We start from the raw sequence: 26,888 nt of genomic DNA on the forward strand, positions 1-26,888 counted from the left end.
CCACGCCATGAGCGATTCGATACGCCGTAATCCAGTGGGCGGGCACGTGCCCGTCGCGGGCGGGCTCGCCTCGGTCGGGCTGACGTACGCCCGCGAGATGGGTGCCGAGGCCGTCCAGGTCTTCGTCGCCAACCCGCGCGGCTGGGCCACCCCGGTGGGCAGTCCGGCGCAGGACGAGCTGTTCCGCGCGGCCTGTGCGGCCGAGGGGATCCCGGCGTACGTCCACGCGCCCTACCTGATCAACTTCGGCTCGCACACCGCGGCGACCGTGGAGAAGTCCGTGGAATCTCTGCGGCACTCACTGCGCCGGGCCCGTGCGATCGGCGCGCTGGGAGTGGTCGTGCACACCGGCTCGGCGACCGGGGGCCGCCCGCGCGCGGAGGCGTACGCGCAGGTCAGGGAGCACATGCTGCCGCTGCTGGACGAGCTGACGCATGATGACGACCCCTTCCTGCTGCTGGAGTCCACGGCCGGGCAGGGCTCCTCGCTGTGCTCGCGGACCTGGGACTTCGGCCCGTACTTCGACGCGCTCGACCACCACCCCAAGCTCGGGATCTGCCTGGACACGTGCCACATCTTCGCGGCCGGGCACGACCTGGCGGCGCCGGGCGGGACCAAGGAGACCCTGGACCTGCTGGTGGACACGGTGGGCGAGGGCCGGCTGAAGCTGGTGCACGCGAACGACTCCAAGGAAGGCGTGGGCGCCCACAAGGACCGGCACGAGAACATCGGGCAGGGGCACATCGGCCGCGACGCCTTCGCGGAACTGTTCACGCATCCGGCGATGGAGGGCGTACCGCTGATCACGGAGACGCCCGGCGGCAAGGAAGGGCACGCGGCGGATGTGGCGCTGCTGAAGGAGCTGCGCGGGCTCGGCTGACCCGGACCCGGAAAAGAATACCCCAGGGGGGTATTCGGATGTACGGCCGTCCGGGTGGCGCTGGCGGCGGACACCCTTTCGACCGCCGTCAAGTGGACCATCGGCCGCGGCAAGGGCCACGCGGTGGTCCACCAGTACCACCGCTGACACCGGGCCACCGGGCTACAGTTCGGGGCCGTCCCCCGGCTCCTCCTGGTACGAGTAGCGCTGCTCGCGCCAGGGGTCGCCGACGTTGTGGTAGCCGCGCTCCTCCCAGAAGCCGCGGCGGTCGGCGGTCATGTACTCGATGCCGCGGACCCACTTGGGGCCCTTCCACGCGTACAGGTGCGGGACGACCAGCCGGAGCGGGAATCCGTGCTCGGCGGTGAGCAGTTCACCGCCCTGGTGGGTGGCGAGGACGGTCCGGTCGGAGGCGAAGTCCGCGAGGCGCATATTGGAGCTGAAACCGTACTCGGCCCACACCATCACGTGCGTGACCTGCGGGGACGGCGGCGCCATGCCGAGGATCGTACGGGCGAGGACACCGCCCCACTCGGCGCCGGTCATGCTGAACTTCGTCACGCAGTGCAGGTCCGCCACGACGGACTCGAACGGCAGGGCCGCGAACTCCTCGTGGTTCCAGCAGTGCTTCTCGCCGTCGGCGGTCGCGCCGAAGACGCGGAACTCCCAGCGGTCCGGCTTGAACTTGGGCACCGGTCCGTAGTGGGTGACCGGCCAGCCTCGCTGCAACCGCTGCCCCGGGGGAAGCTCCAGTTGCTCTGACCCCGGAGATTCCAGGCTTTCCGGCTGACCCATGTCTCCATGGTGACAGACTTGGCGGGGTGGTCATGACCAGGTACGGCCCGATTCGGGCAAGTCACGGCAACTCCCACTAAGGAGGCACTTACTGGACTGCCTCTTGCGGCGGTGCAAGGATGCGCGCACCTGCCCCGTCACATTGCTGACATTGCTTGGAAGGAGCCTCTGCGATGCAGGGCGACCCCGAGGTCCTCGAGTTTCTGAACGAGCAGCTGACCGGCGAGCTTACGGCGATCAACCAGTACTGGCTCCACTACCGGATCCAGGACAACAAGGGTTGGACGAAGCTCGCCAAGTACACGCGTGAAGAGTCCATCGATGAGATGAAGCACGCGGACAAGATCACCGAGCGCATCCTGATGCTCGACGGTCTGCCGAACTACCAGCGCCTCTTCCACGTGCGCGTCGGCCAGACGCTGACGGAGATGTTCCAGGCCGACCGGCAGGTCGAGGTCGAGGCGATCGACCGCCTCAAGCGTGGCATCGAGGTCATGCGGGGCAAGGGTGACGTCACCTCGGCGCGGCTCTTCGAGGAGATCCTGGAGGACGAGGAGCACCACATCGACTACCTCGACACCCAGCTGGAGCTCATCGAGTCCATCGGTGAGGCGCTGTACATCGCGCAGCTCATCGAGCAGCCGAGCTAGCCGGTCCGCCCGGGCTGGGGCCTAGGCCACTTCCGCGAGTACGGGGGCCGTCGCCAGCTCCGAGTCGGTGGCGAGCACGGCGGCCGCGTTGCCCTTCTCCAGCAGCTCACGGCGCGGGCAGGCCCCGCGGCCGAGGAGGCCCTGAATGGTGCGCACGCAGGAACCGCAGTCGGTGCCGGCCTTCGTGGCCGAAGCGATCTGGCGGGGGGTGCACGCCCCGGCAGCCGCGTGGTCCTTGACCTGCTTGTCGGTGATCCCGAAGCAAGAGCAGACGTACACGCGGTTCACCTCCCTGACAGGAACGGTTCGGCGGCCATCCCCTATTCGGTGAGGCTTACCTAACCGTACCCAAAGTTAGGCAACCCTAAAAGCCCTGGGCACGACGATGGGGCGCGGATCACATCGATCCGCGCCCCATCGTCGTACCAAGCCACAGCGTGAAGATCGCTCCTACTGGTCGCGGTACATCTCGGCGACGAGGAACGCCAGGTCCAGGGACTGGCTGCGGTTCAGGCGGGGGTCGCAGGCCGTCTCGTAGCGCTGGTGCAGGTCGTCGACGAAGATCTCGTCGCCGCCGCCCACGCACTCGGTGACGTCGTCACCGGTGAGCTCCACGTGGATGCCGCCCGGGTGGGTGCCGAGGCCCTTGTGGACCTCGAAGAAGCCCTTGACCTCGTCGAGCACGTCGTCGAAACGGCGCGTCTTGTGCCCGGAGGCCGCCTCGAAGGTGTTGCCGTGCATCGGGTCGGTGACCCAGGCGACGGTCGCGCCGGAGGCCGTGACCTTCTCGACCAGCTCGGGGAGCTTGTCGCGGACCTTGTCGGCGCCCATGCGGACGACGAAGGTCAGCCGGCCCGGCTCGCGCTCGGGGTCCAGGCGGTCGATGTAGGTCAGCGCCTCGTCCACCGTGGTGGTGGGGCCGAGCTTGATGCCGATCGGGTTGGCGATCTGCGAGCAGAACTCGATGTGCGCGTGGTCCAGCTGGCGGGTGCGCTCGCCGATCCAGACCATGTGACCGGAGGTGTCGTAGAGCCGGCCGGTGCGCGAGTCCGTACGGGTGAGGGCGCCCTCGTAGTCGAGCAGCAGCGCCTCGTGCGAGGAGTAGAACTCGACGGCCTTGAACTCCGCCGGGTCGGTGCCGCACGCCTTCATGAAGTTCAGCGCGTTGTCGATCTCCCGCGCGAGCTGCTCGTAGCGCTGCCCGGACGGGGAGGACTTCACGAAGTCCTGGTTCCAGGCGTGCACCTGGCGCAGGTCCGCGTAACCACCGGTGGTGAAGGCGCGCACGAGGTTCAGCGTCGAGGCGGACGCGTGGTACATCCGCTTCAGCCGCTCGGGGTCCGGGACGCGGGACTCCTCGGTGAAGGCGAAGCCGTTGACGGAGTCGCCGCGGTAGGTCGGCAGGGTGATGCCGTCGCGGGTCTCGGTGTCCTTGGAGCGCGGCTTGGAGTACTGGCCCGCGATGCGGCCGACCTTGACGACCGGCACGGAGGCGGCGTACGTCAGGACGGCACTCATCTGGAGCAGCGTCTTCAGCTTGGCGCGGATGTGGTCGGCGGACACGGCGTCGAAGGCCTCGGCGCAGTCGCCACCCTGCAGCAGGAACGCCTCGCCCTTGGCGACGGCTCCCAGACGGGCGCGCAGCTGGTCGCACTCACCCGCGAAAACGAGGGGAGGATACGACTCGAGGTCCGCGACGACAGCGCGCAGGGCCTCGGCATCGGGGTACGAAGGCTGCTGCGCCGCGGGAAGGTCTCGCCAGGTCGCCTTGGCGGCGAGGGCTTGGGTTTCAGCGTTCACGGTCACCCCACACACATTACGGCGTCGCACGGCACGTCCAGCCCGACGACCACTACGTGAGACGGATGTCTCTCGCTGTGTTACTCACCCGTTCAGCTGCCCTGGTGGGCTAGGGTTCACCACATGTACGCGCACTCGAACATGAACTGGTGGTGGCCCGCTCCCGGCGGCCCACTTCTCGCGCGTACCTGAAGTCACGAGCGAAGCGAAGGCCGCCCCGAGGGGCGGCCTTCCGCGTTTCCGGCGGAGGAACGGGCCGTCCCACCCACCGAAACCGGATAGGACGCCCGCCCCATGTCACTGAGCCGACTGCTCGACCTGATCCACGACGACACCTGCCCGGCGTTCGCGCTGCTGCGCCGCCGCACCCCTGGCCGCGATCACGACACCGTCGAGGTGCTGACCGGGCCGGTCCACGAGGCCCAGCTCCTCGCCGACCTGCCTGTCGGCGAGCGGCCCACCCTGGCGCTGGTCCCCTTCCGGCAGATGCGCGAGCGCGGGTTCGACGTACGCGACGACGGCACGCCGCTCAGCGTGCTGGTCGCCGACGAGGCGTACGAGGTCCCGCTCGCCGAGGCGCTGGCCGCGCTGCCGGCGCACGGGGTGCGGGTGGACGGCGGAGCCTTCGACGTCCCCGACGAGGAGTACGCGGCCACCGTCCGGCGCGTCATCGAGGACGAGATCGGCCGCGGCGAGGGCGCGAACTTCGTCATCCGGCGCACCTACGAGGGCCGGATCGAGGGCTTCGGCCGCGCCGACGCGCTCGCGCTGTTCCGGCGGCTGCTGGAGGGCGAGCGGGGCGCGTACTGGACGTACGTGGTCCACACCGGGGACCGCACGCTCGTCGGGGCCAGCCCCGAGGTGCACGTGCGGATGAGCGGCGGCACGGTCGTGATGAATCCGATCAGCGGTACGTACCGGTATCCGGCCGGGGGGCCGACCGCGGAGTCCCTCCTCGCCTTCCTCGGGAACCGCAAGGAGACCGAGGAGCTGTCCATGGTCGTGGACGAGGAGCTGAAGATGATGTGCACCGTCGGGGACATGGGCGGGGTCGTCGTCGGCCCCCGGCTGAAGGAGATGGCCCACCTCGCCCACACGGAGTACGAGCTGCGCGGCCGGTCCTCGCTGGACGTGCGGGAGGTCCTGAAGGAGACGATGTTCGCGGCGACGGTGACCGGGTCACCGGTGCAGAACGCCTGCCGGGTCATCGAGCGGTACGAGACGGGCGGACGCGGCTACTACGCCGGCGCGCTGGCGCTGCTGGGCCTGGACGCCTCCGGTGCGCAGACCCTGGACTCGCCGATCCTGATCCGTACGGCGGACATCGCGCCGGACGGCACGCTGCGGGTGCCCGTCGGGGCCACCCTCGTGCGGCACTCCGACCCGGCGGGCGAGGTCGCCGAGACCCATGCGAAGGCGGCGGGCGTGCTCGCGGCGCTGGGCGTGCGCCCGGCGGCGGTACGGCCGTCCGGCACCGGGGCGGCCGGGGCCGGGGCCCGGCTGGCCGACGACCCCCGGGTCCAGGCGGCCCTGGCCGCACGCCGCGAGGACCTGGCGCCGTTCTGGCTCCGGATGCAGGAGCGGCCGGCGGCGGTGACGGGCCACGCGCTGGTGGTGGACGGCGAGGACACCTTCACCTCGATGCTGGGGCACGTGCTGCGGGTGGCCGGGCTGGAGGTGACCGTACGCCGCTACGACGACCCGGGCCTGCGGGAGGCGGCCCTGGCCTGGGACGGGCCGATCGTGCTGGGCCCCGGCCCGGGCGACCCGGCGGATGCCGGTGACCCGAAGATCCGCACGATGCGGGCGTTGACGGCGGAGCTCCTGGGCTCCCACCGCGGCGGGCTGCTGGGGGTCTGCCTGAGCCACCAGCTGCTGGCCGCGGAGCTGGGGCTCCCGCTCGTCCGCAAGGCGGAGCCGGCGCAGGGGGCGCAGACCCGGATCCCGCTCTTCGGGACGCAGGAGGTCGTGGGCTTCTACAACACGTACGCGGCCCACTGCTCCGCGGAGCTGGAGCGGTCGCTGGCGCTGCGGGGGATCGAGGTCTCCCGGGACCCCGCCACGGGCGAGGTCCACGCGCTGCGCTCCGCCTCCGGCGGCTTCGCGGGGGTCCAGTTCCACCCGGAGTCGGTGCTGACCCTGCGCGGCGCGGAGCTGGTCCGCGACCTGATCGCGGGCGTCCGCGCCCCCGCCCCGGCGTAGCCCCCGCCAGGACAGGGACCGCTGCGCGAAGCGGTCCCCCACCGGCCCTTCACCGTTCCCCGGGGCGCCGCCCCGGACCCCGCGCCTCAGACGCCGGCGAGGCTGGATGCGCCAGCCCGTCCGGCGCGGCGGGCCCAGGCCCGGGAAGCGTGCCAGCGCCGAGCGGCGCGAGGAACGCATCAAGAAGGAGAAAGGGTGTTCTCGGAGCGGCGGCCCGCCACGTAGTCCGCGACGTTGGCGACCGTGGTGTCGATGATCTGGCCCACCGCGTCGTGGGTGTAGTACGCCTGGTGGGAGGTGACGACCACGTTCGGGAAGGTGATCAGCCGGGCGAGGGTGTCGTCCTCGACCACCACCAGGGACTTGTCCAGGAAGAAGAGTCCCGCCTCCGCCTCGTACACGTCCAGGCCCACGCCGGCGAAGCGGCCCGCCCGCAACTCCTGGACCAGCGCGTCCGTGTCCACGAGCCCGCCGCGGCTGGAGTTCACGAGGATCGCGTCGTCCTTCATCGCCCTGAGTGCCTTGGGGCCGATGATGTGGTGCGTAGACTCCAGGAGCGGGACGTGCAGGCTGATCAGGTCCGAGGACGCGAACAGTTCGTCCTTGTCCACGTACTTCATGCCCAGGTCCACGCACGCCGGGTTCTGCGCCACGTCCCAGCCCAGCAGGTTCATCCCGAAGCCGTGCGCGATCCGGGTGAACGCCTCGCCGATCTTGCCCGTGCCGAGCACGCCCACCGTGCGGCCGCGCATGTCGCGGCCCATCAGGCCGTTCAGCCGGAAGTCGAAGTCCCGCGTCCGGTTCGAGGCGCGGACGATCCGCCGGTTCACCGCCATGGCCAGGGTCCACGCGAACTCAGCCACCGAGTACGGGGAGTAGTACGACACCCGGCTGACCGTCAGGCCGAGCTCGCGCGCGACGTCCAGGTCGATGTTGTTGAAGCCGGTGGAGCGCTGGGCGATCATCTTCGTCCCACCCGCCGCCAGGGTCCGCAGCACCCGCCCGTTCAGGTCCGCGTTGACGCTGGAGGAGACGATCTCGTACCCGGCCGCGATGGGGGCGGTGTCCTCACTCAGGAAGACGTCCAGGCAGCGCACCTCGTGGTGACCCGCGAAAGCCCTCTCGATGAGCGGCTTCTCGTCACCCTGCACCCCGAATGCCAGGATTTCCACGTTCGCTCCCGTACTGCGCGAAAGAATCGGACCATGGGTCGTTTGTCACCTTACGACCCACGGTCCGCGCACGCGCCCCGGCTCAGCCGAAGAACACTCCGGCCTCCTTGTAGAGCGCCGGGTCCACCGTCTTGAGCTTCGCCGTCGCCTCGGCGATCGGCACCCGCACGATGTCCGTGCCCTTCAACGCGACCATCTTGCCGAAGTCGCCGTCGCGCACCGCGTCGATCGCGTGCAGCCCGAACCGGGTCGCCAGCCACCGGTCGAACGCGCTCGGCGTGCCGCCGCGCTGGATGTGCCCGAGCACGGTCGTACGGGCCTCCTTGCCGGTCCGCGCCTCGATCTCCTTGGCCAGCCATTCGCCGACGCCCGACAGCCGGACGTGCCCGAAGGAGTCCTTCGTCGCGTCCTTCAGCACCATGTCCCCGTCCTTGGGCATCGCGCCCTCGGCGATGCACACGATCGGCGCGTAGCTCGCCTTGAACCGCGAGGTCACCCAGGCGCACACCTGGTCCACGTCGAAGCGCTGCTCCGGGATGAGGATGACGTTGGCCCCGCCCGCGAGCCCCGAGTGCAGGGCGATCCAGCCGGCGTGGCGGCCCATCACCTCGACCACCAGGACGCGCATGTGCGATTCGGCGGTGGTGTGCAGCCGGTCGATGGCCTCGGTGGCGATGCCGACGGCGGTGTCGAAGCCGAAGGTGTAGTCGGTGGCCGACAGGTCGTTGTCGATGGTCTTCGGGACCCCGACGCACGGGATCCCGTACTCCTCGTACAGTTTCGCGGCCACGCCCAGGGTGTCCTCGCCGCCGATCGCGACGAGGGCGTCGACCTCGTACTTGGCCAGGTTCTCCTTGATCTGGCGGACGCCGTCGTCCAGCTTGAACGGGTTGGTGCGCGAGGAGCCGAGGATGGTTCCGCCGCGCGGCAGGATCCCGCGGACGGCGGGGATGTCGAGCGGGACGGTGCGGCCCTCGACCGCGCCCCGCCAGCCGTCCCTGAACCCGATGAACTCGTAGGCGTACTCCTGTACGCCCTTGCGCACGACGCTGCGGATCACCGCGTTGAGCCCGGGGCAGTCCCCGCCGCCCGTCAGCACTCCGACCTTCATGGAATTTCCCTTCGCCACAGGGCCCGCTGAGGCCGCAGGGCCCGCATGACGGTCACGCTAGTGGTGACTCAGGTCACAGCAAGACCTGAGGAAGGGTCAATTCCGGTGGAATTACGAGGCGTTGCGTACGCCTGTTCACTCGTACGGGGAATTGTTCACCCCTCAAGCATCGGCTCAGGCGTCGTCGAGGCCCCGCTCGATCGCGTAGCGGACGAGCTCGACCCGGTTGTGCAACTGGAGCTTGCCCAGGGTGTTCTGCACGTGGTTCTGCACCGTGCGGTGGGAGATGACCAGCCGTTCCGCGATCTGCTTGTACGAGAGCCCCTTGGCCACCAGCCGCAGCACCTCGGTCTCCCGGTCGGTGAGCTGCGGAGCCCTCGGCTCGTCGGAGGCGGCCGGCGCCGGGTCGGTGGCCAGGCGCCGGTACTCGCCGAGGACCAGGCCGGCCAGGCCCGGGGTGAAGACGGGGTCGCCTGCCGCCGTGCGGCGCACGGCGTCGATGAGTTCCTGGGCGCCCGCGGACTTCAGCAGGTAGCCGGTCGCGCCGGACTTCACCGCCTCCAGGACGTCGGCGTGCTCCCCGCTCGCGGAGAGGACCAGGACCCGGAGCGCCGGATTGGCGCCGACCAGCTCCTTGCAGACCTGGACCCCGGGCATGCCGGGCAGATTGAGGTCCAGGACCAGCACGTGGGGGGCGGCCGCGCGGGCCCGGCGTACGGCCTCGGGACCGTCGCCGGCGGTGGCCACCAGGTCGAAGCCGGCGGCGGCCAGGTCGCGGGCGACCGCGTCCCGCCACATCGGGTGGTCGTCCACGACCATGACCTTGATCCCGGCGAGGCCGCCGGGGCCGTCGGTGCTGCCGGTTGCGCCGACGGTGCTGTGGTGCTCGTTCACTGGGTGCTCCCCCTCGGTACTTTCAGTTCCACTTCGGTGCCCTGCCCGGGGACGGACACCAGCTCGGCGCTGCCGCCGAGGTCGCGCAGCCGGCCGCGGATGGACAGGGCCACTCCCATCCGGCCCTCGCCCTCGGCCTGGTCGAGCCGGCCGGCCGGGATGCCCGGGCCGTCGTCGCGTACGGTCACGATCACCTCGTCGCCCCAGTCCTCGACCAGGATCCAGGCGCTCGCCCCCTCCCCCGCATGCTTGCGCACGTTGTCCAGGGCGGCCCCGACCGCCGCGGCCAGCTCCCGCGCGGCGGGCACCGGCAACGGCACCGGGGTGCCCGGCTCGGCGAAGCTCACCCGCGATCCGGCGTGCGGGGCGAGCAGGGTCCGCAGGTCCAGCTCGCCCTCGTCGGCGCCGGGTTCCTCGACCTCGAACGCGGCCACGATCGCGCCGAGCGACTCGTCTCGGGAGATCCGGGAGGGGCGTGCCAGCCCGCTGGAGACCAGGGTGCGCAGCGCGACCTCCTGCTCACCCGCCATCCGGCCGAGTTCGGCGGCCTCCCCGCCCAGTTCGGTGCCGCGCCGCTGGACCATGGCGAGGACCTGGAGGACCCCGTCGTGGATGTCGCGGGCGAGGCGTTCGCGCTCGCGGGTGGCCGCCTCGATCTCCAGGGCGCGGGCGAGGGTGGCCTCACTGGCCCGGGCGACCTCGACGACGTAGCCGATGGCGATGGAGGCCACCCAGACCAGCAGCACGTTGTGCAGGGTGTCCCGGGTGGGCTCGCCGCGCTGCACGAGGTTGGCGGCGGCGACGAAGGTGGAGGCGAAACAGGCCCAGCGCCAGCCGCCCTTGATGGCGAAGGCCAGGACGGCGCCCGCGGTCCATATGGAGGGGAGGGTCGGGCCGCCCGCCGCGATCCGTTCGTGGGTGTCGGCGAGCGGGGTGAGCAGGATCCCGGTGCAGGCGACAGTGAGGTCGGCACACAGGAACCGCTTGGTGCAACTGACCGCGTTGGCCACCTTGGGGAGGGTGACCAGGGTCCAGCCGGCGAGGAGGGTGAGGTAGGCGGCCGCGACCCAGGGCCGGTCGAACTGCTTGTGCGCGAAGGCGAACAGCAGTACCGCGTAAACCATGGTGAGCAGCCGGTAGGCCGTCAGGGCCCGCCAGAGCGGCTGCTCGACCGACATGCGTACGACGCGCTCGCGCTTCGCCATCTCCCCCACCCCGTGCGGGCGGTCGCGCCCGCGCCCGCTATCAGGCGTTCTCGCCGCTTCCGCCCGTGCTCTCGTTCTTGTTCTTGGCCTCGCTCTTCGCCGCGGCCTTCTCGGCATCGGCGATCTGGCGCTTGGCGGCCGTCGCGTAGATGTCGACGTACTCCTGGCCGGACAGCTTCATGATCTCGTACATGACCTCGTCGGTCACCGAGCGGAGGATGAAGCGGTCCCCGTCCATGCCGTGGTACCGGCTGAAGTCCAACGGCTTGCCGATCCGGATGCCCGGACGCATCAGCTTGGGAACCACCTTGCCGGGCGGCTGGATCTTCTCCGTGTCGATCATCGCCACCGGGATCACGGGCGCACCGGTGGCCAGCGCCACCCGGGCCAGACCGCCGGGCTTGCCGCGGTACAGACGGCCGTCGGGTGAACGCGTCCCCTCGGGGTAAATACCGAACAGCTCTCCGCGCTCGATGACGTCGATCCCGCTCTTGATCGCGGCCTCGCCGGCGCCGCGCGCGCCCGAACGGTCCACCGGGAGCTGGCCGACGCCCTTGAAGAAGGCGGCCGTCAGCCTGCCCTTGACGCCCGGGGAGGTGAAGTACTCCGCCTTCGCGATGAAGGTCACCTTCCGGTCCAGCACGGCCGGGAGGAAGAAGGAGTCGGAGAAGGACAAGTGGTTGCTCGCGAGGATCGCCGGCCCCTCGGCGGGAATGTTCTCGAGGCCCTCCACCCACGGCCTGAAGGCGAGCTTCAAAGAACCGCCGATCGAGAACTTCATTGCGCCGTAGATCAACTCGAAAGCCTTCCTGTGTCTGTCGAACAGACCTTAACCCGTGGCGCACCCGGAGCGGTCCGACGACTCTGGTCGGTGCCATCCCCGTCGCGTACGGTGAAGTCACACAGCGCTACGCACCCCCCTGCCCCCCTCTAAGGAGACCCTGGTGCCCGTCCTCCCTGGAGCCGAGCCGTTCCGCCACGAGGGCGGAAAGGTCGGCGTCCTCCTCTGCCACGGCTTCACCGGTTCCCCGCAGTCCATGCGCCCCTGGGCCGACCATCTGGCCGCGCGGGGACTGACGGTGTCCCTGCCGCTGCTCCCCGGGCACGGGACGCGCTGGCAGGACATGCAGCTCACCGGCTGGCAGGACTGGTACGCCGAGGTGGACCGCGCGCTGCGGGAGCTGCTCGACAGGTGTGAGCAGGTGTTCGTCTTCGGGCTGTCCATGGGCGGCGCGCTGACGCTGCGGCTGGCGGCGAAGCACGGGGACTCCATCAGCGGGATCGTCCTCGTCAACCCGGTCAACAAGGTGCACGACCCGCTGGCCGTAGCCCTTCCGGTGGTCAAGCACTTCGTCCGGTCGACGCCGGGCATCGCCAGCGACATCGCCAAGCCGGGCTCGGTGGAGGTCGGCTACGACCGGATCCCGACCCGGGCCGCGCACTCGCTGCGCAGGTTCCTGCAGCTGCTGGACACCGAACTGCCGCAGGTGACGCAGCCGCTGCTGCTCCTGCACAGCCCGCAGGACCACGTCGTGCGGCCCGCGGACTCGGCGCGGATCCTGGCGCGGGTGTCGTCCACCGACGTCACCGAGACCCTGCTGGAACAGAGTTACCACGTCGCGACGTTGGACCATGACGCGGAGACGATCTTCGCGGACAGTTACGCGTTCGTCGGTCGACTGACGGAGAGCTTGGGCAGGGAGGGGGCGGCCAGCGGTGGCTGAACACGAGGAGTCCTCCGGGGGCGTTCCCCCGCTGGACGAGGAAGCGGCGTGGGCGGCGATCGTGGCCGGGTACGGCCAGGAGCCCGCGGATCCGCCGGGCGCGAGACCGTTCCGGCCGATCGAGAACCTCCTCCTGCCGGAGGAGGACGTCAAACCGGCCAGTCCCGCCCCGCCGGCCTCCCCGGAGCCCCCCGCGGCGCCTCTGGGCAGCTCGGTGGTGTTCGCCCCGGGCGTGGGCGGGGCGGGTCCGCGCGACCATTCCCTGGCCGATCCGGACGACAACCCCGAGACCGCGAAGGACGAGGGCCACTTCGTCCCCCCGGAGCCGGAGCTGCCGGAGGCGGACACGACGTCGAAGTTCGCCTGGCTCGCCGTGGTGGGCGGGCCGGTCCTGCTGCTGCTGGCGGTGCTGCTGCAGTGGGAGATGACCTGGTGGCTGACGACGCTGGGCGTCGGCGGCTTCCTGGGCGGGTTCGCGACGCTGGTCGCGCGGATGTCGTCCGGCGACGACGAGGACGACGATCCGGGACGCGGCGCGGTCGTCTGACCCTGCCCGCACCCGGGGCCCCGCCCCGGGTGCGGCGCCGCATCGAGGCACGGCTACGGCGCAGCCGGCAGGCGCAGGGCCGCCAGCACCGGGAGGTGGTCCGTCGCCGAGGCGAGATCCTCCGCGGAGACCCCCGGCAGCCCCGCAGGGACACCACAGGCCAGTACCTCCACCCCCGCACTCGCGAAGACGGCGTCGATCCGCCGGTCCGGCGCCACCGCCGGGAAGGTCCGTTCCCCGCCCCACGGAGCCACCGACCAGCAGTCCTGGAGCGTCCCGGCAAGCCGGCCGAAGGCCGGACCGCCCGGGGTCTCGTTCACGTCACCGGCCGCGATCACGTACGGCACGTCCAGCGACGCGACCCGGTCCAGGAGGAGCTCCGTCTGCGCCCCCCGTTCGGCCGGGTCCAGCGACAGGTGGGTGCTGACGACCCCCACCCGGGCCCCGGCGAAGCGGACCACGGCCGTCGCGAAGCCCCGCCGGTGGTGCCCCGGCGTCAACGGCAGCAGCACGTCCTCGGTCCGCTCCACGAAGGCCCGCAGGGAGCACAGCAGCAGCGGTCCGGCCGCCGTCGCGCCCCCGCTCAGCACCACCAGATCGGCTTTCCTGGCGAGCCGCGCCGCGTGCTTGCGCCACCGGAAGAACCGGGGCGCCTCCTGTACGAACACCAGGTCCGGCGCACACGCGCGGATCACCCGTGCCAGCGCGTCCTCGTCGTCGCGCAGTGAGCGGATGTTGTAGGAGAGCGCCCGGATCACGGCGGAACCATCGGATTCGGTACGGGAGTTCGGCAGCTCGGCGAGTTCCATACCCGGCAACATAACGAGACTGCCCGCCGTACCCCAGAGGGCGCGGCGGGCAGTCTGCCGATACGGGTGGGCCGCTCAGCCCTGGCGCGCCAGGTCCGCCGCGCCGACCAGGCCGGCCTTGCCGCCCAGCTGGGCGGCGAGCACCTGCGCGTGCGGGCGCCACGCGCCGCCGATCAGCCAGCGCTTGAAGGACTTGCGGATCGGGTCGAGGACCAGGTCGCCCTCGTCCGAGACGCCGCCGCCGACGATGAAGGCCGACGGGTCGAAGAGCGAGGCCAGGTCCGCGAGGCCGGCGCCCGCCCAGCGGGCCAGCTCGCGGAAGGAGTCCACGGCCACCAGGTCGCCCTGCCGGGCCGCCTCGCTGATGTGCTTGCCCTCAATGCCTTCGGGGGTGCCGTCACCGAGGGAGAGCAGGACCGCCGCGTTCTCGGGCGTGGCGTTGGCGCGCTGCTTGGCGTAGCGGACGAGCGCCCGCCCGGAGGCGTACTGCTCCCAGCAGCCCTGGCTGCCGCACCCGCACAGCAGGCCGTCCGGGACGACCCGGATGTGGCCGAACTCCGCGGCCACGCCGAAGCGTCCGCGCCGGAGCTTGTTGCCGATGATGATGCCGCCGCCCAGGCCGGTGCCGAGCGTGATGCAGATGACGTCCTCGTGGCCCTGGCCGGCACCGAAGCGGTACTCGCCCCAGGCCGCGCAGTTCGCGTCGTTCTCGACGACCACGGGCAGGCCGATGCGCTGCTCGACCTTGTCCTTCAGCGGCTCGTGCCGCCAGTTGATGTTCGGCGCGAAGAGCACGGTCGCGCGCTTGTCGTCGACGTACCCGGCGGCGCCGATGCCGACCGCGTCGATGGTGTGACTGCTGCTGACCTCGGACACGGCGGCGCAGATCGCGTCCGTCACTCCGTCCGGCGTCGGCGGGGTGGGCACCTTGTACGTCTCAAGGATGGTGCCGTCTTCGTCGACCACGCCGGCCGCGATCTTCGTGCCGCCGATGTCGACGCCGATGGTGAGTCCCATTAGTCCCTCGGTTTCCGGTCAAACCCCGCCGCCGCCAACCGTACCCGAGTGACGAGGAGGTTCAGTCGAGATCGATACGCTCGGTGGGCCCTTCGTCGCCCTCGGCACGGGGGGCTTTCCCAGGTCCAGGTCCAGGTCCGGGTCCGGGTCCGGGCGCGGGCTCGTCGCGCGTCCAGCGGCGCTCGTGGCCCTCGACCGCCGAGCGGTATGCGGCGAGCAGCTCCGAGCCGGCCGCCGCGAGGTGGTCGAAGACCTCGGGGTTGCGCTCGATGACGGGTTTGGCGGCGGTCTTCGCCTGGTTGACGAACTGCCGTACGGCGCCCTGCGCGGCGACGCCGAGCAGCGGGTTGTTGAGCGCGGAGACCTTGTCCGCGACGGCCTCGAAGAGCTTGAACAGCTCCTCGGCGGCGGTCCCGGGACCGGCTCCCTGCTCGGACCTGCGGCGCTCCTTCTCGGCGGCGAGGTCCTCGGCGCAGGCCTCGGCCCAGGCGTCTTCGTCGGCCGGGGCGTCGGCGGGTCGGTCGGTGGCCTCGCTCATGGCGGACTCTCCTGCGGCGGCTGCTGGGCGTGCGTGCGGTACGGGCTACTTCCGACGGTACCCGAACGGCGGTACGCCGTTCAGTCCGTCCGGGGCCACAGATCCGGGTCCGGGGTGAAGCGGATGCGGAGCTCGCCGTCGGTGAGGGCGGCTCCGGAGACCGTGCAGCGGCGCAGGACGGCCGGAAGCGGAACGATCCTGCGGTACGGCCCCACCGTGAGCAGCAGCTCGTCGCCGCGCCGGACCAGGTCGAGCTCGCGCTTCTCGGCGCGGGGCAGCGGCACGCACCAGAGCAGCACCCCGTCCTCGGCGATCCGGTCCTCGACGGCCCAGACCGGCCGGGGCGCGGTCGCGGGGGCGGGAGCGGGGGCCAGCGCCGTCAGGTCCTCGGGGCCGTGCGGGTCCCGGCCCAGGTGGGGTACGCGGAGCACCGGGAGGTCCGTGTCCGCGTCCGCGGCCCACTGGGCGGCGTACTTCTCCTGCTGGGCGGCGAGTCCCGCCAGCCACGGGTCGGCGGATCCGCCGGGCAGCATCCGGTTGGCGACGAGCGCCGAGACGGGCAGCCGCTGCAGGGCCAGCCCCAGCCGGCCGAGGCGCAGCGCGGCGTCGGCGGCGGGCCCCGGCTCCGCGACGAGCCGTACGGAGGTGGTGGGGGCCTCCACGACGGCCTGGACGGCCGCCAGCTCCTCGTCCCAGCGGGCGGCGGCCTCGTACAGCCACCGCGCGGGCATGGGCACTCCGGCGAGCTGGGCCAGTACGGGGCGCAGGGCGCGGGCAGCCTGGCGCTCCGCGGGGAGGAGCCGGGCGAGGTAGCGGCGCAGCTGCGCGGGGAGGGCGAGGGTGGTGACGGCCTGGTGCAGCGGGGGCATGTCGACGACCAGGAGGTCGGTGCCGGGCTCGTCCGCGGCCCGCCGCAGGGCGCGGAGCAGGGCGAACTGCTCGGCGCCGGGCAGTTCGGTGATCTCGTCGGCGCCGAGCGGGCGGGCTCCGAGCAGCCCGAGGACCGCGGAGCCGCGTTCCTGGAGCGAGACGAGCTCCTGGCGGAACTCCTCGCCGGAGTCGACGCGGGCCACGCGCAGGTCGCCCTCCGGGGCGAGGAGGGGCTCGCCGGGGTCGGCGGAGAGCAGGAGCACCCGGTGCCCCTGGCGGGCGGCGGCGAGCGCGGTGGCCGCCGCGACGGTGCTGCGGCCCGCGCCGCCGGGGCCGGTGACGAGGAGGGTGTGCATGGTGCGGGGTGCTCCTAGCTGCGCGTTGCCGTGTCCGGGCGGTGTGGCCCTGCCCGGAGCCCCGGGGTCCGGGCGAAGGGCGGGCAGGGGACTTCGCCCCGCGGGGCCGGACCACCCGCACCCGCCCACCGGGCCCGGCGCCGGGACGGCGGTGGCGCGTCAGGAAGGGGAGGGTGCGCCCGCCTCGACGCGCTTCTTCAGGCCCGCCAGCGCACGGTCGATGATGACCTTCTCCGCCTTGCGCTTGATCATGCCGAGCATCGGGATCTTGACGTCCACCGTCAGCGAGTAGGTCACCTCGGTGCTGGCGCCGCCGGCGACCGGCGCCAGGTGGTAGGACCCGTCCAGCTGCCTCAGCATCTGGGACTTGTCCAGCGTCCAGCTCACCGTGTTCTCGGCGGGCCAGGTGTACGCGAGCGTGTGGTCGTCCTTGATCGCGCCCGCGTCCAGCAGCAGGCGGACCAGCGAAGCGCGACCCTGGGGGTCGGTGGCCAGGACCTCGGCCTCCTTCACCTCGCCGGTCCACTCCGGGTAGCGGGCGAAGTCGGCGATCACGGCCATGACGTCGGCCGGGGACGCCTCGATCGTGATGCTCGAGCTGGTGTGTTCCGCCATCGCGGTCGCTCCTCCGGGGGGAGTTCGAGGAAGTGTGCGGACGGCCGTGGGCCGCCGCGTGAAGGCTATCGCGCGCCTGGACCTCACCACTCCAGGGCCCACGGCCTTCCGGTCGCCGCGAAGTGCCCGACGTTCACGCACTCGGTGGCGCCGATCCGCATCCGCCGGGCGAGCGGCTGGTGGACGTGGCCGAAGAGCGCGTACCGGGGCCGCACCCGGCGGATCGCGGCGAGCAGCGCCCCGCTCCCCCGCTCGAAGCGCCGTGCGACCGTGTCGTAGCAGAGCTCCGGCACCTCCGGCGGGATGTGCGAGCACAGCACGTCGACCTCGCCCAGCGCCTCCACCTTGGCGGCGTACTCCTCCTCGGGGACCTCGTAGGGCGTGCGCATGGGCGACGGCAGCCCGCCGCCCACGAAGCCGAAGACCCGCCCGCCGATCTCGGCCCGCTGCCCGTCGAGGACGGTCAGGCCGGGGCCCGCGTACTCCGGCCAGAGCCCGGGGATGTCGACGTTGCCGTACGTGGCGTACGTGGGCCGGGGGAAGGCGGCGAACATCTCGGCGTACTGCCGCCGGACCGCACCCTCGACCAGCCGTTCCCGGTCCCGTCCCGCCCACAGCCGGCGGGCGAACTCGCGGGCCTCCTCGAACCGACGGGCGGTGCGCAGTTCGACGATCCGGTCGGCGTTCTCGACGCCGAAGAGGTCGGGGAAGATGCCGCGCGAGTGGTCGGCGTAGTCGAGGAAGAGGACGAGGTCACCGAGGCAGATCAGCGCGTCGGCGCCGTCCCCGGCCCGGGCGAGCGCCTCCGTGTTGCCGTGGACGTCGCTGACTACATGGACCCGTGTCCGACTGTTCTTGCCACCCATGCCGCCACCCTAGGGGCGCTTGGCCACCGCGACCAGGGAATCGGGCCAGGCAGCCGGACCTGCGGTTACTTCCGAGTCGCAAACGGGGTCGACTACTGTCGACAGGACACGGCCGTCGTGTGTGACGCAGGGAACATCTGGCCGGTTCCCTCTATCCGGAACCCACTACCGGTGGGTAACGTCCGGTCGGTCCGCATGGTGGCGATGGCGCCCAGAGGAGCAGCAGTCTTGCGCGAGTTCAGCCTTCCGGCCCTGTACGAGGTCCCGTCGGACGGGAACCTGACGGATCTCATCCGCCGCAATGCCGCTCAGCATCCCGACACCGCCGTCATGGCGCGCAAGGTCGACGGCCAGTGGCAGGACGTCAACGCGACCCAGTTCCTCGCCGAGGTCCGGGCCGCCGCGAAGGGACTGATCGCGGCCGGCATCGAGCCCGGCGACCGGGTCGCCCTGATCTCCCGCACCCGTTACGAGTGGGTGCTGTTCGACTTCGCCATCTGGAGCACGGGCGCCGTCACGGTCCCCGTGTACGAGACCAGCTCCCCGGAACAGATCCAGTGGATCCTCGGCGATTCCGGCGCCGTCGCCGTCATCACCGAGCTCCCCGGGCACAGCGCGACCGTGGCCGCCCTGCGCGACCGGCTGCCCGAGCTCCGCGAGGTCTGGGAGATCGAGCAGGGTGCGCTGGAGACGCTGAAGGCGGCCGGCGAGCAGGTCACCGAGGCCGAGGTGGACGCGCGCAGCTCGCTGGCGAACGCCGACGACCCGGCCACCATCGTCTACACCTCCGGCACCACCGGCCGCCCCAAGGGCTGCGTGCTGACCCACCGCAGCTTCTTCGCCGAGTGCGGCAACATCGTGGCCCGGCTGCGTCCGCTCTTCCGGACCGGCGAGTGCTCCGTCCTGCTGTTCCTGCCGGCCGCGCACGTCTTCGGACGCCTGGTGGAGGTGGCGGCCGTGCTGGCGCCGATCCGGCTGGGTTGCGTACCGGACATCAAGAACCTCACCGACGAGCTGCAGTCCTTCCGGCCCACGCTGATCCTCGGCGTGCCGCGCGTCTTCGAGAAGGTCTACAACTCGGCGCGCGCCAAGGCCCAGGCCGACGGCAAGGGCAAGATCTTCGACGCGGCGGCCGAGACGGCGATCGCCTACAGCCGCGCGCTGGACCTCCCGGGCGGTCCGTCCCTCGGTCTGAAGATCAAGCACAAGGTCTTCTCGAAGCTGGTCTACAGCAAGCTGCACACGGTCCTCGGCGGGCGCGGCGAGTACGCGATCTCCGGCGGGGCCCCGCTGGGCGAGCGGCTCGGCCACTTCTTCCGCGGCATCGGCTTCACGGTGCTGGAGGGCTACGGACTGACCGAGTCCTGCGCGGCCACGGCCTTCAACCCGTGGGACAAGACCAAGATCGGTACGGTCGGCCAGCCGCTCCCGGGCTCCGTGGTGCGCATCGCCGACGACGGCGAGGTGCTGCTGCACGGCGAGCACATCTTCAAGGAGTACTGGAACAATCCGACGGCCACGGCCGACGCGCTGACCGACGGCTGGTTCCACACCGGCGACGTCGGCACGCTCGACGAGGACGGCTACCTCGCGATCACCGGGCGCAAGAAGGAGCTCATCGTCACGGCGGGCGGCAAGAACGTGGCGCCCGCGGTGATCGAGGACCGGATCCGGGCGCACGCCCTGGTCGCGGAGTGCATGGTGGTCGGCGACGCCCGGCCGTTCGTGGCCGCCCTGGTCACCATCGACGAGGAGTTCCTGGGCCGGTGGGCCGCGGAGCACGGCAAGCCGGCCGGTGTGACGGCCGCGGAGCTGCGCGAGGACGCGGACCTCGTCGCCGCCGTCCAGAAGGCCGTGGACGACGGCAACGCGGCGGTTTCCAAGGCGGAATCGGTGCGGAAATTCCGCATTCTGCCCTCCCAGTTCACGGAGGAGTCGGGCCACATCACGCCTTCGCTGAAGCTGAAGCGGAATGTGGTGGCGAAGGACTTCGCGGACGAGATCGAAGCCCTCTACCGGGGCTGACGGGCCTGGTGAGCCGCGGCCGGAGACCGGTGATCAGCGCGGGTCCTCGGCGAGGACCCGCGCCATGTTCCGCTCCGCGAGGGCGGTGATGGTCACGAAGGGGTTCACGCCGAGCGATCCGGGGATCAGCGAGCTGTCGGTGACGTAGAGGCCCTGGTAGCCCTTGACGCGGCCGTAGTCGTCGGTCGCGTCCCCGAGGACGCAGCCGCCCAGCGGGTGGTAGGTGAAGTTGTCGGCGAAATTCTTGTTGTCGCCGAACAGGTCGTAGCGGTAGATGGTGAAGTTGGCCCGGTTGACCCGGTCGAAGAGGCGTTTGGCGGCCTGCACCGACGGGGTGTTCTGGTCCCGGGTCCACTGGAGCTTCGCCGAGTCGCTGGCCGCGTCGTAGGTGAAGCGCCCGCGCTCCGGGTTCTTGGTGATGGCCAGGTACATCGAGATCCAGTGCTCGAATCCCATCGGGAGCGGGGCGATCTCGGCGAAGACCGGGTTCGAGGCGTTGTCCCAGTCGTCGATGCCCAGGGCGGGCATGGTGGCCTGGTTGGCGCCGACGGTGTCCCACAGGTGGTTGGCGCGGGCGGTCATGACGTTGCCGTTGTGGCCCCAACCGAGGCCCACCTTGTCGTTCAGCGCGGGCAGGGTGCCGGTCTCGCGGGCGCGCAGCAGGATCTCGGTGGTGCCGAGGCTGCCGGCGCCGAGGAAGAGCTGCTTGCAGGCCAGTTCGCGGACCTGGGTGACCTGGCCGGTGAGGTCGCTGGTGCGGACGGTCAGGACGTACCCGCCCGCCGGGTCCGGCCGTACGCCGACGACGCGCTGCATGGTCTCGATGGTGACGTTGCCGGTGCCCAGCGCGGCGGCGAGGTAGGTCTTGTCGACGCTCTTCTTGCCGTGGTTGTTGCCGTAGATGACCTCGCCCGCGAGCGCGGACTTGGTGGCGGTGCCGGCGGCCTCGCGCTTCATGTACTCGAAGTCGTAGACGTTGGGGACGAACGTGGTCCTCAGTCCGGCGTTCTGGGCGTGCTTGCGGGAGATCCGGGCGAAGCGGTACCACTCGGTGGACTCGAACCAGGACGGGTCGATGTCGTTGACGCCGAGCATGGCGCGGGCGCGGGGGTAGTAGGTGCCGTACATCTCGTCGGCGTTGACCCGCGGCATGACCTCGGTGAAGTACGAGCGCTTCGGCGTGGGCGCCATGCCGCCGTTGACGAGGGAGCCGCCGCCGACGCCGCGGCCCACGTACACCGACATGTCGCCGTAGTTCACCCGGTCCAGGACGCCGGGGTAGGGGCTGATGTCGCGGTTGACCACGTCGAGCCAGAGGAACTGGGCGAGCGGGGCCTCGGTGCGATTGCGGAACCACATGGAGCGCTGGTCGGGCGCGGAGGTGGAGGGGAAGACCTTCCCGTCGGACCCGGGGGTGTCCCAGAGGCGGCCCATCTCCAGGACGACGGTCCGCACTCCGGCCTGCCCGAGGCGGAGCGCCGCGACGGCGGACCCGTATCCGGAGCCGACGACGATGGCGGGGGCGTACGTGGCGGCCGCCGGCTCCGCGGCGGCCGCGGACTGCAGGCCGATGCGGGTGAAGCCGAGGGCCGCCGCGGTCTGGAGGGCGCCGAGACCAAGCAGGTGACGACGCGTCAGGTTTGGTGTCATGGCGGCATGATGGGGTGGATCCGCCCATACCCCCAGAGTCGGTGCTTACACACATCTGAGTGACAGTCAGCCATGGCCGGTCCGCACCCCTTGTGGTACCGGGGGCCGTCGGGCAGCCCCTCAGAGGAGCTCGCGCAGGCGCTCCGCGAGGAGGTCCCAGCGCCACTTCTCCTCGACCCAGGCACGGCCGCGCTCGCCCATGCGGGCGCGCAGGGCAGGGTCCTGGAGCAGGACGACGATCCGGTCCGCGGCCTGCGCCGGGTCGCCGCCGGGGACCACCCAGCCCGTCTCCCCGTGCAGAACCGCGTCCGGGGCTCCGCCGGAGTCGCCCGCGACCACCGGCAGGCCCGTCGCGGAGGCTTCCAGGTAGACGATGCCCAGCCCCTCCACGTCCAGCCCGCCGCGCCGGGTCCGGCAGGGCATCGCGAAGACGTCCCCGGCCCCGTAGTGGGCGGGCAGTTCGGACCACGGGACCGCTCCCGTGAAGACGACGGAGTCCGCGACCCCGGTCGAGGTGGCCAGCGCCCGCAGGTCCGCCTCGTACGGTCCGCCGCCCACGATCAGCAGCACCGCGTCCGGCAGCGCCGCCAGGATCCGCGGCATCGCCCCGATCAGCGTGTCCTGGCCCTTGCGCGGGACCAGGCGCGATACGCACACCACCACCGGGCGGTCCGACAGGCCCAGCCGGGCGCGTACCTCGGCGCCCCCCGACCCGGGGTGGAAGGTCTTCTCGTCCACCCCGGGCGGGAGCTGCGTCATCCGCGCCGCCGCCCGCTCCGTCAGGGCCGAGGCGATCCGCGAACGCGTGTACTCCCCGAGGTAGGTCAGGGTGTCGGTGCCCTCGCCGATGCGCCGCAGCAGCTGCCGCGCTCCCGGCAGCTGCGCCCAGCCCGCCTCGTGCCCGTGCGTGGTCGCCACGATCCGCCGGGCGCCGGCCCGGCGCAGCGCCGGGCCCATCAGGCCGAGCGGGGCCGCCGCGCCGAACCACACCGACTCGCAGCCGTGTTCGCGCAGGAGGCCCACCGCCCGCCGGGTCACCCGCGGGGTGGGCAGCAGCATCGTCGTCCGGTCGCGCACGACCTGGAAAGGCTGCTCCGCGTCGAAGGCGGCGGTGGCCGCCCGGCCCTCAGCCGAGTGCTTCCAGGTGGAGGCGTAGACGACGACCCGTTCGGGGTCCAGCCGCAGCGCCATGTTGTGGAGGAAGGCCTGGATGCCTCCCGGCCGCGGCGGGAAGTCGTTGGTCACGATCAGCGTCTTGTGCATCGCTTCGCGACCCTACCGGAGCCGCCTCCCTGGAACTCCGGGGCCTGCCGGGCCCTGCGGGGCGGTGCTGCGCCGAAGGCCCCCGGAGCTCCGCCCCGGACCCCGGCGGTCACGTGCGGGCTTGCGCGCGTGCGACGGTGACGCCCGGGTGGCAGCGGGACGTCCCGGGCCGGCCGGCTCTAGCGGAACTCCCGGGTCAGTTCCTGCTGCCAGGCCCGGGTGAGGCCGGGCGGGTCCGTGCCCAGGGTCTCCGTCAGCGCCGCCGGCAGGGACTCCCGCCCGGCCCGCTCGTAGAGCGAGACGAGCGCCGCCTCGCCCCACCGGCCCGCGATGAGCCTGCAGGCCAGCCAGGAGCCCTCGTAGGCCCGCGTCAGCGCCTCCGCGTCCCCGCCGAAGGCGAAGGCCCCGTCCGCGGGGAGCGCGCCCGGCAGGTCCCCCTCGCGCACCGCCCGCGCGAGCGCCGGCGCGGCCTGCGCCGGGGTGCGGCCGCTGCCGCGGTACGCCGCCCAGTCCGCGAAGCCTTCGGAGAGCCACAGCGGGGTCTTCGCGGTGGTGGCCGCCCGGGTGGCGACGTGGGTGGTCTCGTGGGTCAGGATCACCTGGCGGCCCTCCGCGGAGAGCTGCCCGTACCCCTCCGGATTGACGACGACCCGGTCCGCCGGGGCGGGGCCGGCCCCGGTCCGCCCCGTGGTGACGGCTCCCAGGCCGCGGTACTCGCCGGCGGGCCGGCCCAGCAGCGCCGCCATGGCGTCCAGCGAGCCGGGGACCAGCACCACCACCTTGCCCGCCCACGGGCCCGGCCAGGCGGCGCTCGCGGCGGGCACCGCCCGGTCGGCCTCGGCGGCGATCGCGGACAGCGCGCCGGTGCCCTGCCCCTCGCCCCCGAGCACCAGGCAGTGGGCTCCGCGTTCCACCGTCACCGGGCCCTGGTCCCACAGCTGGGGCGGGGCGCCGGGGGCGGGCCGGTCGGCCACCACCCCCCAGGTCCCGGTTTCGCGGGCGAGTTCCACCTCGCGGGCGGATCCGGCCGGGGCCGCGTCGTAGCCGGTGAGCCGGTAGCGCAGTTCGGCGCGCGCGAAGGCCCGTACGCCCTCCGTGCGGACCGAGGAGACCTCGTAGGACCAGTCCTCCAGCGGAATCGCGGCGAGCGCCCCGGGCGGGGCCGCCGACCAGGCGGCGACGGCCTGCCGGACCTCCCGCTCGGTGACGCTCACCGGGCGGGACCCCGGGCCGGTCGCGGATCCGGAGTCGCATCCGGCGAGCGGCACGCACAGCAGCACCAGCGCCAGTGCGCGCAGGAGGAGACGACGGGGACGGCCCAGGCCCGGGAACATCACCCGATCGTACGCAGAGCGGCCCTCAGGGCCGGGTCACCGACGACACCGGCATCATCCCGACCGGGTCGTACCGCACCCGCGCACCCGGGTAGGGGGCGTGCACCACCTGGCCGTTGCCGACGTACATGCCGACGTGGCTGGCGTCCGAGCGGTACGTCACCAGGTCCCCCGGGCGCGCCTGGGACAGCGGCACCCGCTGCCCGGCGTACCGCTGGGCCTGCGAGGTCCGCGGCAGGGCCACACCGGCCTGGCGGTACGACCACACCATCAGCCCGGAGCAGTCGAAGCCGGAGGGGCCCGTGGAACCCCAGACGTAGGGCCGTCCGACGGCCGAGCGGGCGGCCATCACGGCGGTCGCGGCACGGCCCGAGGAGGCGCCCGGCGAGGAGGGGACCTCGGAGAGGTCGGGCAGGGCGTCGGGGCGGCCGCCGGAGCGCGAGGCCCGCTCGAAGTCGGCGCGCTCCTGCGTGGGCATCGAGTTCAGCAGCCGGCGGGCCGCGGCGAGCTTGGCGGTGACGGCGCGCTTCTCCCTGGCCACCTCGGCGCGCAAGGTGTCGAGTTCGGAGAGCTTGCGGGAGGCCTCCTGGCGCTCCTGACCGAGCCTGCGCTGCTCGGAGCGCAGTTCGTCGAGCCGGCGGGTCTGGCGGCCGGTCAGCCGGTCGAGAGCGGCGGCCTTGGCGAGGTAGTCGTCCGGGTCGTCGGAGAGCATCAGCTCGACGGCGGGGTCGACGCCACCCGCCCGGTACTGGGCCCCGGCGTAGGCACCGAGCACCCCGCGCATGGTGTTGATGCGGTCCTGGCCGCGGGCCACCGCGTCCTGGATCCGGCCGACCTCGGCCCGGAGCCGGCCGGCCTTCTCACCCGCCTGGTTGAAGCGCTCGGTGGCCTGCTCGGCCTCCTCGAAGAGCTGGTCGACCTGGGCGCGGGAGCCCCCGGAGGGCTCCTGCGGGAGGCCGGGGGCGGCACTCGCGGGTGCGCCCGTCATGGCGACCGCGGCTCCCGCCGCGGCGGCGGTGAGGACGGTGACCTTAGTGTTCCGGTCGAGGGCGCTGGACCCGGACCGGCGATGGGACGCCACGTGAAACCGCTCCCTTCCGCTGCGCGGGACCGGGTCCGCCCACCGTGGACGGCCGTGTGCCGGGGCTCCGCGCTGGCAGACAGTAGCCGCGCCGGAGGGTACCGGCCAACGACCTCCGGCGGGCACGCACAGTGACGCCCCGCCGGAGACGCAGGTCACCGGCGGGGCGTGTGGTCGCGGCGGGGGCTCGGAATTCGCCCGGATGGGCGGTGTGCGGCGCGTCCCGGGAGGGGGACGTCAGCCGACGCGCACTCCGAACTGGAACGGCATGTTGTTGATCGATTCGTACTTGACGCCGCCGCGCGGGTTCGAGGCGTGCAGCACCGTGTTGTTGCCCGCGTACAGGCCGACGTGGTGGAGGTCGCCGTAGAAGAACACCAGGTCGCCCGGCTGGAGCTGGCTCTTGCCGATCCGGGTGCCGTCGTTGATCTGCGTGAACGTGGTGCGCGATATCTTGACGCCGGCCTGCCGGTACGCCCACTGGGTCAGGCCCGAGCAGTCGAAGGAGTTGGGGCCGGTCGCGGCGGGCACGTACGCGCTGCCCAGCTTGGTCTGGGCGGCGGCCAGCGCCGCTCCGGCGCGGCCGGAGGGCTTCACGTTGCCGAGGTCGACGCGCTCGCCCTCGCCGCGGCTGGCGCGGGTGTCCTCGTCCTTGATCTGCGACCGCTCCTGGGCGGTCAGGGTGTTGAGGAGGGCCTGGGCCTCGGCGAGCTTGTCGGTCGAGGCCTTCTTCTTCTCGCCGAGCTCCTTGCGGGTGGCGTCGAGGTCGGTGAGCTTGCCCGCGGCCTCCTGACGCTGCTGCGCGAGACTGCGCTGCTTGGCCTGGATCTTCTGGACCGCTTCGACCTGCTTGCCGCTGAGCTGCTCCAGCGTGGAGGCCTTGTCGAGGTAGCTGTCCGGGTCGGCCGACAGGAAGAGCGCCAGGGACTGGTCGATGCCACCGCTGCGGTACTGCGCGCTCGCCATCGATCCCAGGGTGCCGCGCAGGGTGTTGAGCTCCTCCTGGCCGCGGGCGACCTGGTCCTGGAGCTGCCCGATTTCCTTCTCGAGCTTGTCCTGGTGCTCCTTGGCCTTGCTGAAGTTCTCGGTGGCCTGCTCGGCCTCTTCGTAGAGCGCGTCGACCTTGCTCTTGACCTCGTCCTTGCTCGGCTTGGCCGGCGCGGCGTTGGCGGCCTGGCCGGAGAGGGCCACGGCGGCGGCCGCGGTGACGGTGAGCACGGTCACGCGAGTGCGGGTCGGCTGCTTGGGTCGACGGTGGGACGCCACGAAGGCGAGCTCCTTCTTCCTGGAGCCGCCGAAGGAACGCAAGCTCGGCGACACCTCCGCCGCCACCCCGAATGAGTGAACTACCGCACGAAGGTTTGACCTGACACTAGTGACCCTTCTGTGATCAGTTCAAATCCTCCTGGGCAAAAAATTCCTCTCCGACCAGCTTCTTTACCTACAGCACACGCTCTGTGCCGAGGACTTGACGGTATGTTCCG

25 protein-coding genes are annotated in these 26,888 nt (G+C 71.9%); 6 read left to right on the plus strand and 19 right to left on the minus strand.

Annotated elements, in window-relative coordinates:
• The first annotated feature begins 7 nt into the window (after positions 1-7).
• Positions 8-880 (plus strand): deoxyribonuclease IV, encoded by an 873-nt coding sequence (locus OG389_RS10580; protein ID WP_328298219.1) that lies wholly within the window; start codon positions 8-10, stop codon positions 878-880.
• A 162-nt stretch (positions 881-1,042) separates the two neighbouring features.
• On the opposite strand, the gene OG389_RS10585 is transcribed toward OG389_RS10580, so the two are convergent.
• The gene (locus tag OG389_RS10585) at positions 1,043-1,675 is read right to left on the minus strand and encodes a sulfite oxidase-like oxidoreductase (protein WP_328298220.1); all 633 of its coding nucleotides are present in this window, start codon (positions 1,673-1,675) and stop codon (positions 1,043-1,045) included.
• A 173-nt stretch (positions 1,676-1,848) separates the two neighbouring features.
• Here OG389_RS10585 and bfr point away from each other — a divergent pair, with 173 nt between their 5' ends.
• Positions 1,849-2,325: a bacterioferritin gene (gene bfr / locus OG389_RS10590; RefSeq protein ID WP_112446344.1), complete on the plus strand. Its 477-nt coding sequence runs from the start codon at positions 1,849-1,851 to the stop codon at positions 2,323-2,325.
• A 21-nt stretch (positions 2,326-2,346) separates the two neighbouring features.
• Here the strand turns inward: bfr and OG389_RS10595 are convergent, their stop codons facing one another.
• The gene (locus OG389_RS10595; RefSeq protein WP_328298221.1) at positions 2,347-2,613 is read right to left on the minus strand and encodes a (2Fe-2S)-binding protein; all 267 of its coding nucleotides are present in this window, start codon (positions 2,611-2,613) and stop codon (positions 2,347-2,349) included.
• A gap of 162 nt (positions 2,614-2,775) precedes the next feature.
• Entirely contained in the window at positions 2,776-4,140 is a 1,365-nt protein-coding gene (locus OG389_RS10600) for a class II 3-deoxy-7-phosphoheptulonate synthase (protein ID WP_443059422.1), read from the minus strand.
• Positions 4,141-4,419: 279 nt separating this feature from the next.
• On the opposite strand from OG389_RS10600, the gene OG389_RS10605 reads away from it, so the two are divergent.
• Positions 4,420-6,327, plus strand: a complete 1,908-nt coding sequence (locus tag OG389_RS10605) for an anthranilate synthase family protein (protein ID WP_328298223.1) — start codon at positions 4,420-4,422, stop codon at positions 6,325-6,327.
• Positions 6,328-6,506: 179 nt separating this feature from the next.
• Here OG389_RS10605 and OG389_RS10610 read toward each other — a convergent pair whose 3' ends face one another.
• From OG389_RS10610 to OG389_RS10630, 5 genes are all read right to left on the minus strand, one after another.
• Positions 6,507-7,499: a 2-hydroxyacid dehydrogenase gene (locus OG389_RS10610; protein WP_328298224.1), complete on the minus strand. Its 993-nt coding sequence runs from the start codon at positions 7,497-7,499 to the stop codon at positions 6,507-6,509.
• Positions 7,500-7,581: 82 nt separating this feature from the next.
• Positions 7,582-8,610, minus strand: coding sequence for a 6-phosphofructokinase (locus tag OG389_RS10615; RefSeq protein ID WP_328298225.1), 1,029 nt, complete (start codon positions 8,608-8,610; stop codon positions 7,582-7,584).
• 174 nt (positions 8,611-8,784) lie between these two features.
• A complete protein-coding gene (locus tag OG389_RS10620; protein ID WP_328303659.1) occupies positions 8,785-9,429 on the minus strand; it encodes a response regulator transcription factor in 645 nt (214 codons plus the stop codon).
• Between the two features lie 71 nt (positions 9,430-9,500).
• A complete protein-coding gene (macS, locus tag OG389_RS10625) occupies positions 9,501-10,709 on the minus strand; it encodes a MacS family sensor histidine kinase (RefSeq protein ID WP_328298226.1) in 1,209 nt (402 codons plus the stop codon).
• A 40-nt stretch (positions 10,710-10,749) separates the two neighbouring features.
• The gene (locus OG389_RS10630) at positions 10,750-11,505 is read right to left on the minus strand and encodes a lysophospholipid acyltransferase family protein (RefSeq protein WP_328298227.1); all 756 of its coding nucleotides are present in this window, start codon (positions 11,503-11,505) and stop codon (positions 10,750-10,752) included.
• A gap of 148 nt (positions 11,506-11,653) precedes the next feature.
• On the opposite strand from OG389_RS10630, the gene OG389_RS10635 reads away from it, so the two are divergent.
• Together OG389_RS10635 and OG389_RS10640 are read left to right on the plus strand one after the other, a co-directional pair.
• Positions 11,654-12,433, plus strand: coding sequence for an alpha/beta hydrolase (locus OG389_RS10635; RefSeq protein WP_328298228.1), 780 nt, complete (start codon positions 11,654-11,656; stop codon positions 12,431-12,433).
• Positions 12,426-12,980 (plus strand): hypothetical protein, encoded by a 555-nt coding sequence (locus tag OG389_RS10640; protein ID WP_328298229.1) that lies wholly within the window; start codon positions 12,426-12,428, stop codon positions 12,978-12,980. The genes OG389_RS10635 and OG389_RS10640 overlap by 8 nt, the downstream gene beginning before the upstream one ends.
• Positions 12,981-13,033: 53 nt before the next feature.
• On the opposite strand, the gene OG389_RS10645 is transcribed toward OG389_RS10640, so the two are convergent.
• From OG389_RS10645 to OG389_RS10670, 6 genes are all read right to left on the minus strand, one after another.
• Positions 13,034-13,789, minus strand: coding sequence for an endonuclease/exonuclease/phosphatase family protein (locus OG389_RS10645; RefSeq protein WP_328298230.1), 756 nt, complete (start codon positions 13,787-13,789; stop codon positions 13,034-13,036).
• A 75-nt stretch (positions 13,790-13,864) separates the two neighbouring features.
• Positions 13,865-14,806, minus strand: coding sequence for an ROK family glucokinase (locus OG389_RS10650; RefSeq protein ID WP_328298231.1), 942 nt, complete (start codon positions 14,804-14,806; stop codon positions 13,865-13,867).
• 61 nt (positions 14,807-14,867) lie between these two features.
• Positions 14,868-15,344, minus strand: coding sequence for a DUF5304 domain-containing protein (locus OG389_RS10655; protein WP_328298232.1), 477 nt, complete (start codon positions 15,342-15,344; stop codon positions 14,868-14,870).
• 80 nt (positions 15,345-15,424) lie between these two features.
• Positions 15,425-16,570: an ArsA family ATPase gene (locus tag OG389_RS10660; RefSeq protein WP_328298233.1), complete on the minus strand. Its 1,146-nt coding sequence runs from the start codon at positions 16,568-16,570 to the stop codon at positions 15,425-15,427.
• A 159-nt stretch (positions 16,571-16,729) separates the two neighbouring features.
• Positions 16,730-17,185 carry an SRPBCC family protein gene (locus tag OG389_RS10665; RefSeq protein WP_328298234.1) on the minus strand — a complete coding sequence of 152 codons (456 nt, stop codon included), beginning with the start codon at positions 17,183-17,185 and terminating at the stop codon, positions 16,730-16,732.
• An 83-nt stretch (positions 17,186-17,268) separates the two neighbouring features.
• The gene (locus OG389_RS10670) at positions 17,269-18,051 is read right to left on the minus strand and encodes a metallophosphoesterase family protein (RefSeq protein WP_328298235.1); all 783 of its coding nucleotides are present in this window, start codon (positions 18,049-18,051) and stop codon (positions 17,269-17,271) included.
• Positions 18,052-18,279: 228 nt separating this feature from the next.
• On the opposite strand from OG389_RS10670, the gene OG389_RS10675 reads away from it, so the two are divergent.
• A complete protein-coding gene (locus OG389_RS10675; protein WP_328298236.1) occupies positions 18,280-20,076 on the plus strand; it encodes an AMP-dependent synthetase/ligase in 1,797 nt (598 codons plus the stop codon).
• Positions 20,077-20,109: 33 nt separating this feature from the next.
• On the opposite strand, the gene OG389_RS10680 is transcribed toward OG389_RS10675, so the two are convergent.
• From OG389_RS10680 to OG389_RS10700, 5 genes are all read right to left on the minus strand, one after another.
• Positions 20,110-21,726 carry a GMC oxidoreductase gene (locus OG389_RS10680; RefSeq protein ID WP_328298237.1) on the minus strand — a complete coding sequence of 539 codons (1,617 nt, stop codon included), beginning with the start codon at positions 21,724-21,726 and terminating at the stop codon, positions 20,110-20,112.
• Positions 21,727-21,846: 120 nt separating this feature from the next.
• Positions 21,847-22,989, minus strand: a complete 1,143-nt coding sequence (locus tag OG389_RS10685; protein WP_328298238.1) for a glycosyltransferase family 4 protein — start codon at positions 22,987-22,989, stop codon at positions 21,847-21,849.
• Positions 22,990-23,168: 179 nt separating this feature from the next.
• A complete protein-coding gene (locus OG389_RS10690) occupies positions 23,169-24,323 on the minus strand; it encodes a hypothetical protein (RefSeq protein ID WP_328298239.1) in 1,155 nt (384 codons plus the stop codon).
• 25 nt (positions 24,324-24,348) lie between these two features.
• The gene (locus OG389_RS10695; RefSeq protein ID WP_328298240.1) at positions 24,349-25,404 is read right to left on the minus strand and encodes a C40 family peptidase; all 1,056 of its coding nucleotides are present in this window, start codon (positions 25,402-25,404) and stop codon (positions 24,349-24,351) included.
• 237 nt (positions 25,405-25,641) lie between these two features.
• The gene (locus OG389_RS10700) at positions 25,642-26,670 is read right to left on the minus strand and encodes a C40 family peptidase (RefSeq protein ID WP_328303661.1); all 1,029 of its coding nucleotides are present in this window, start codon (positions 26,668-26,670) and stop codon (positions 25,642-25,644) included.
• Between the last annotated feature and the right edge of the window lie 218 nt (positions 26,671-26,888).

The organism is Streptomyces sp. NBC_00435, from assembly GCF_036014235.1.
Lineage (GTDB): Bacteria > Actinomycetota > Actinomycetes > Streptomycetales > Streptomycetaceae > Streptomyces.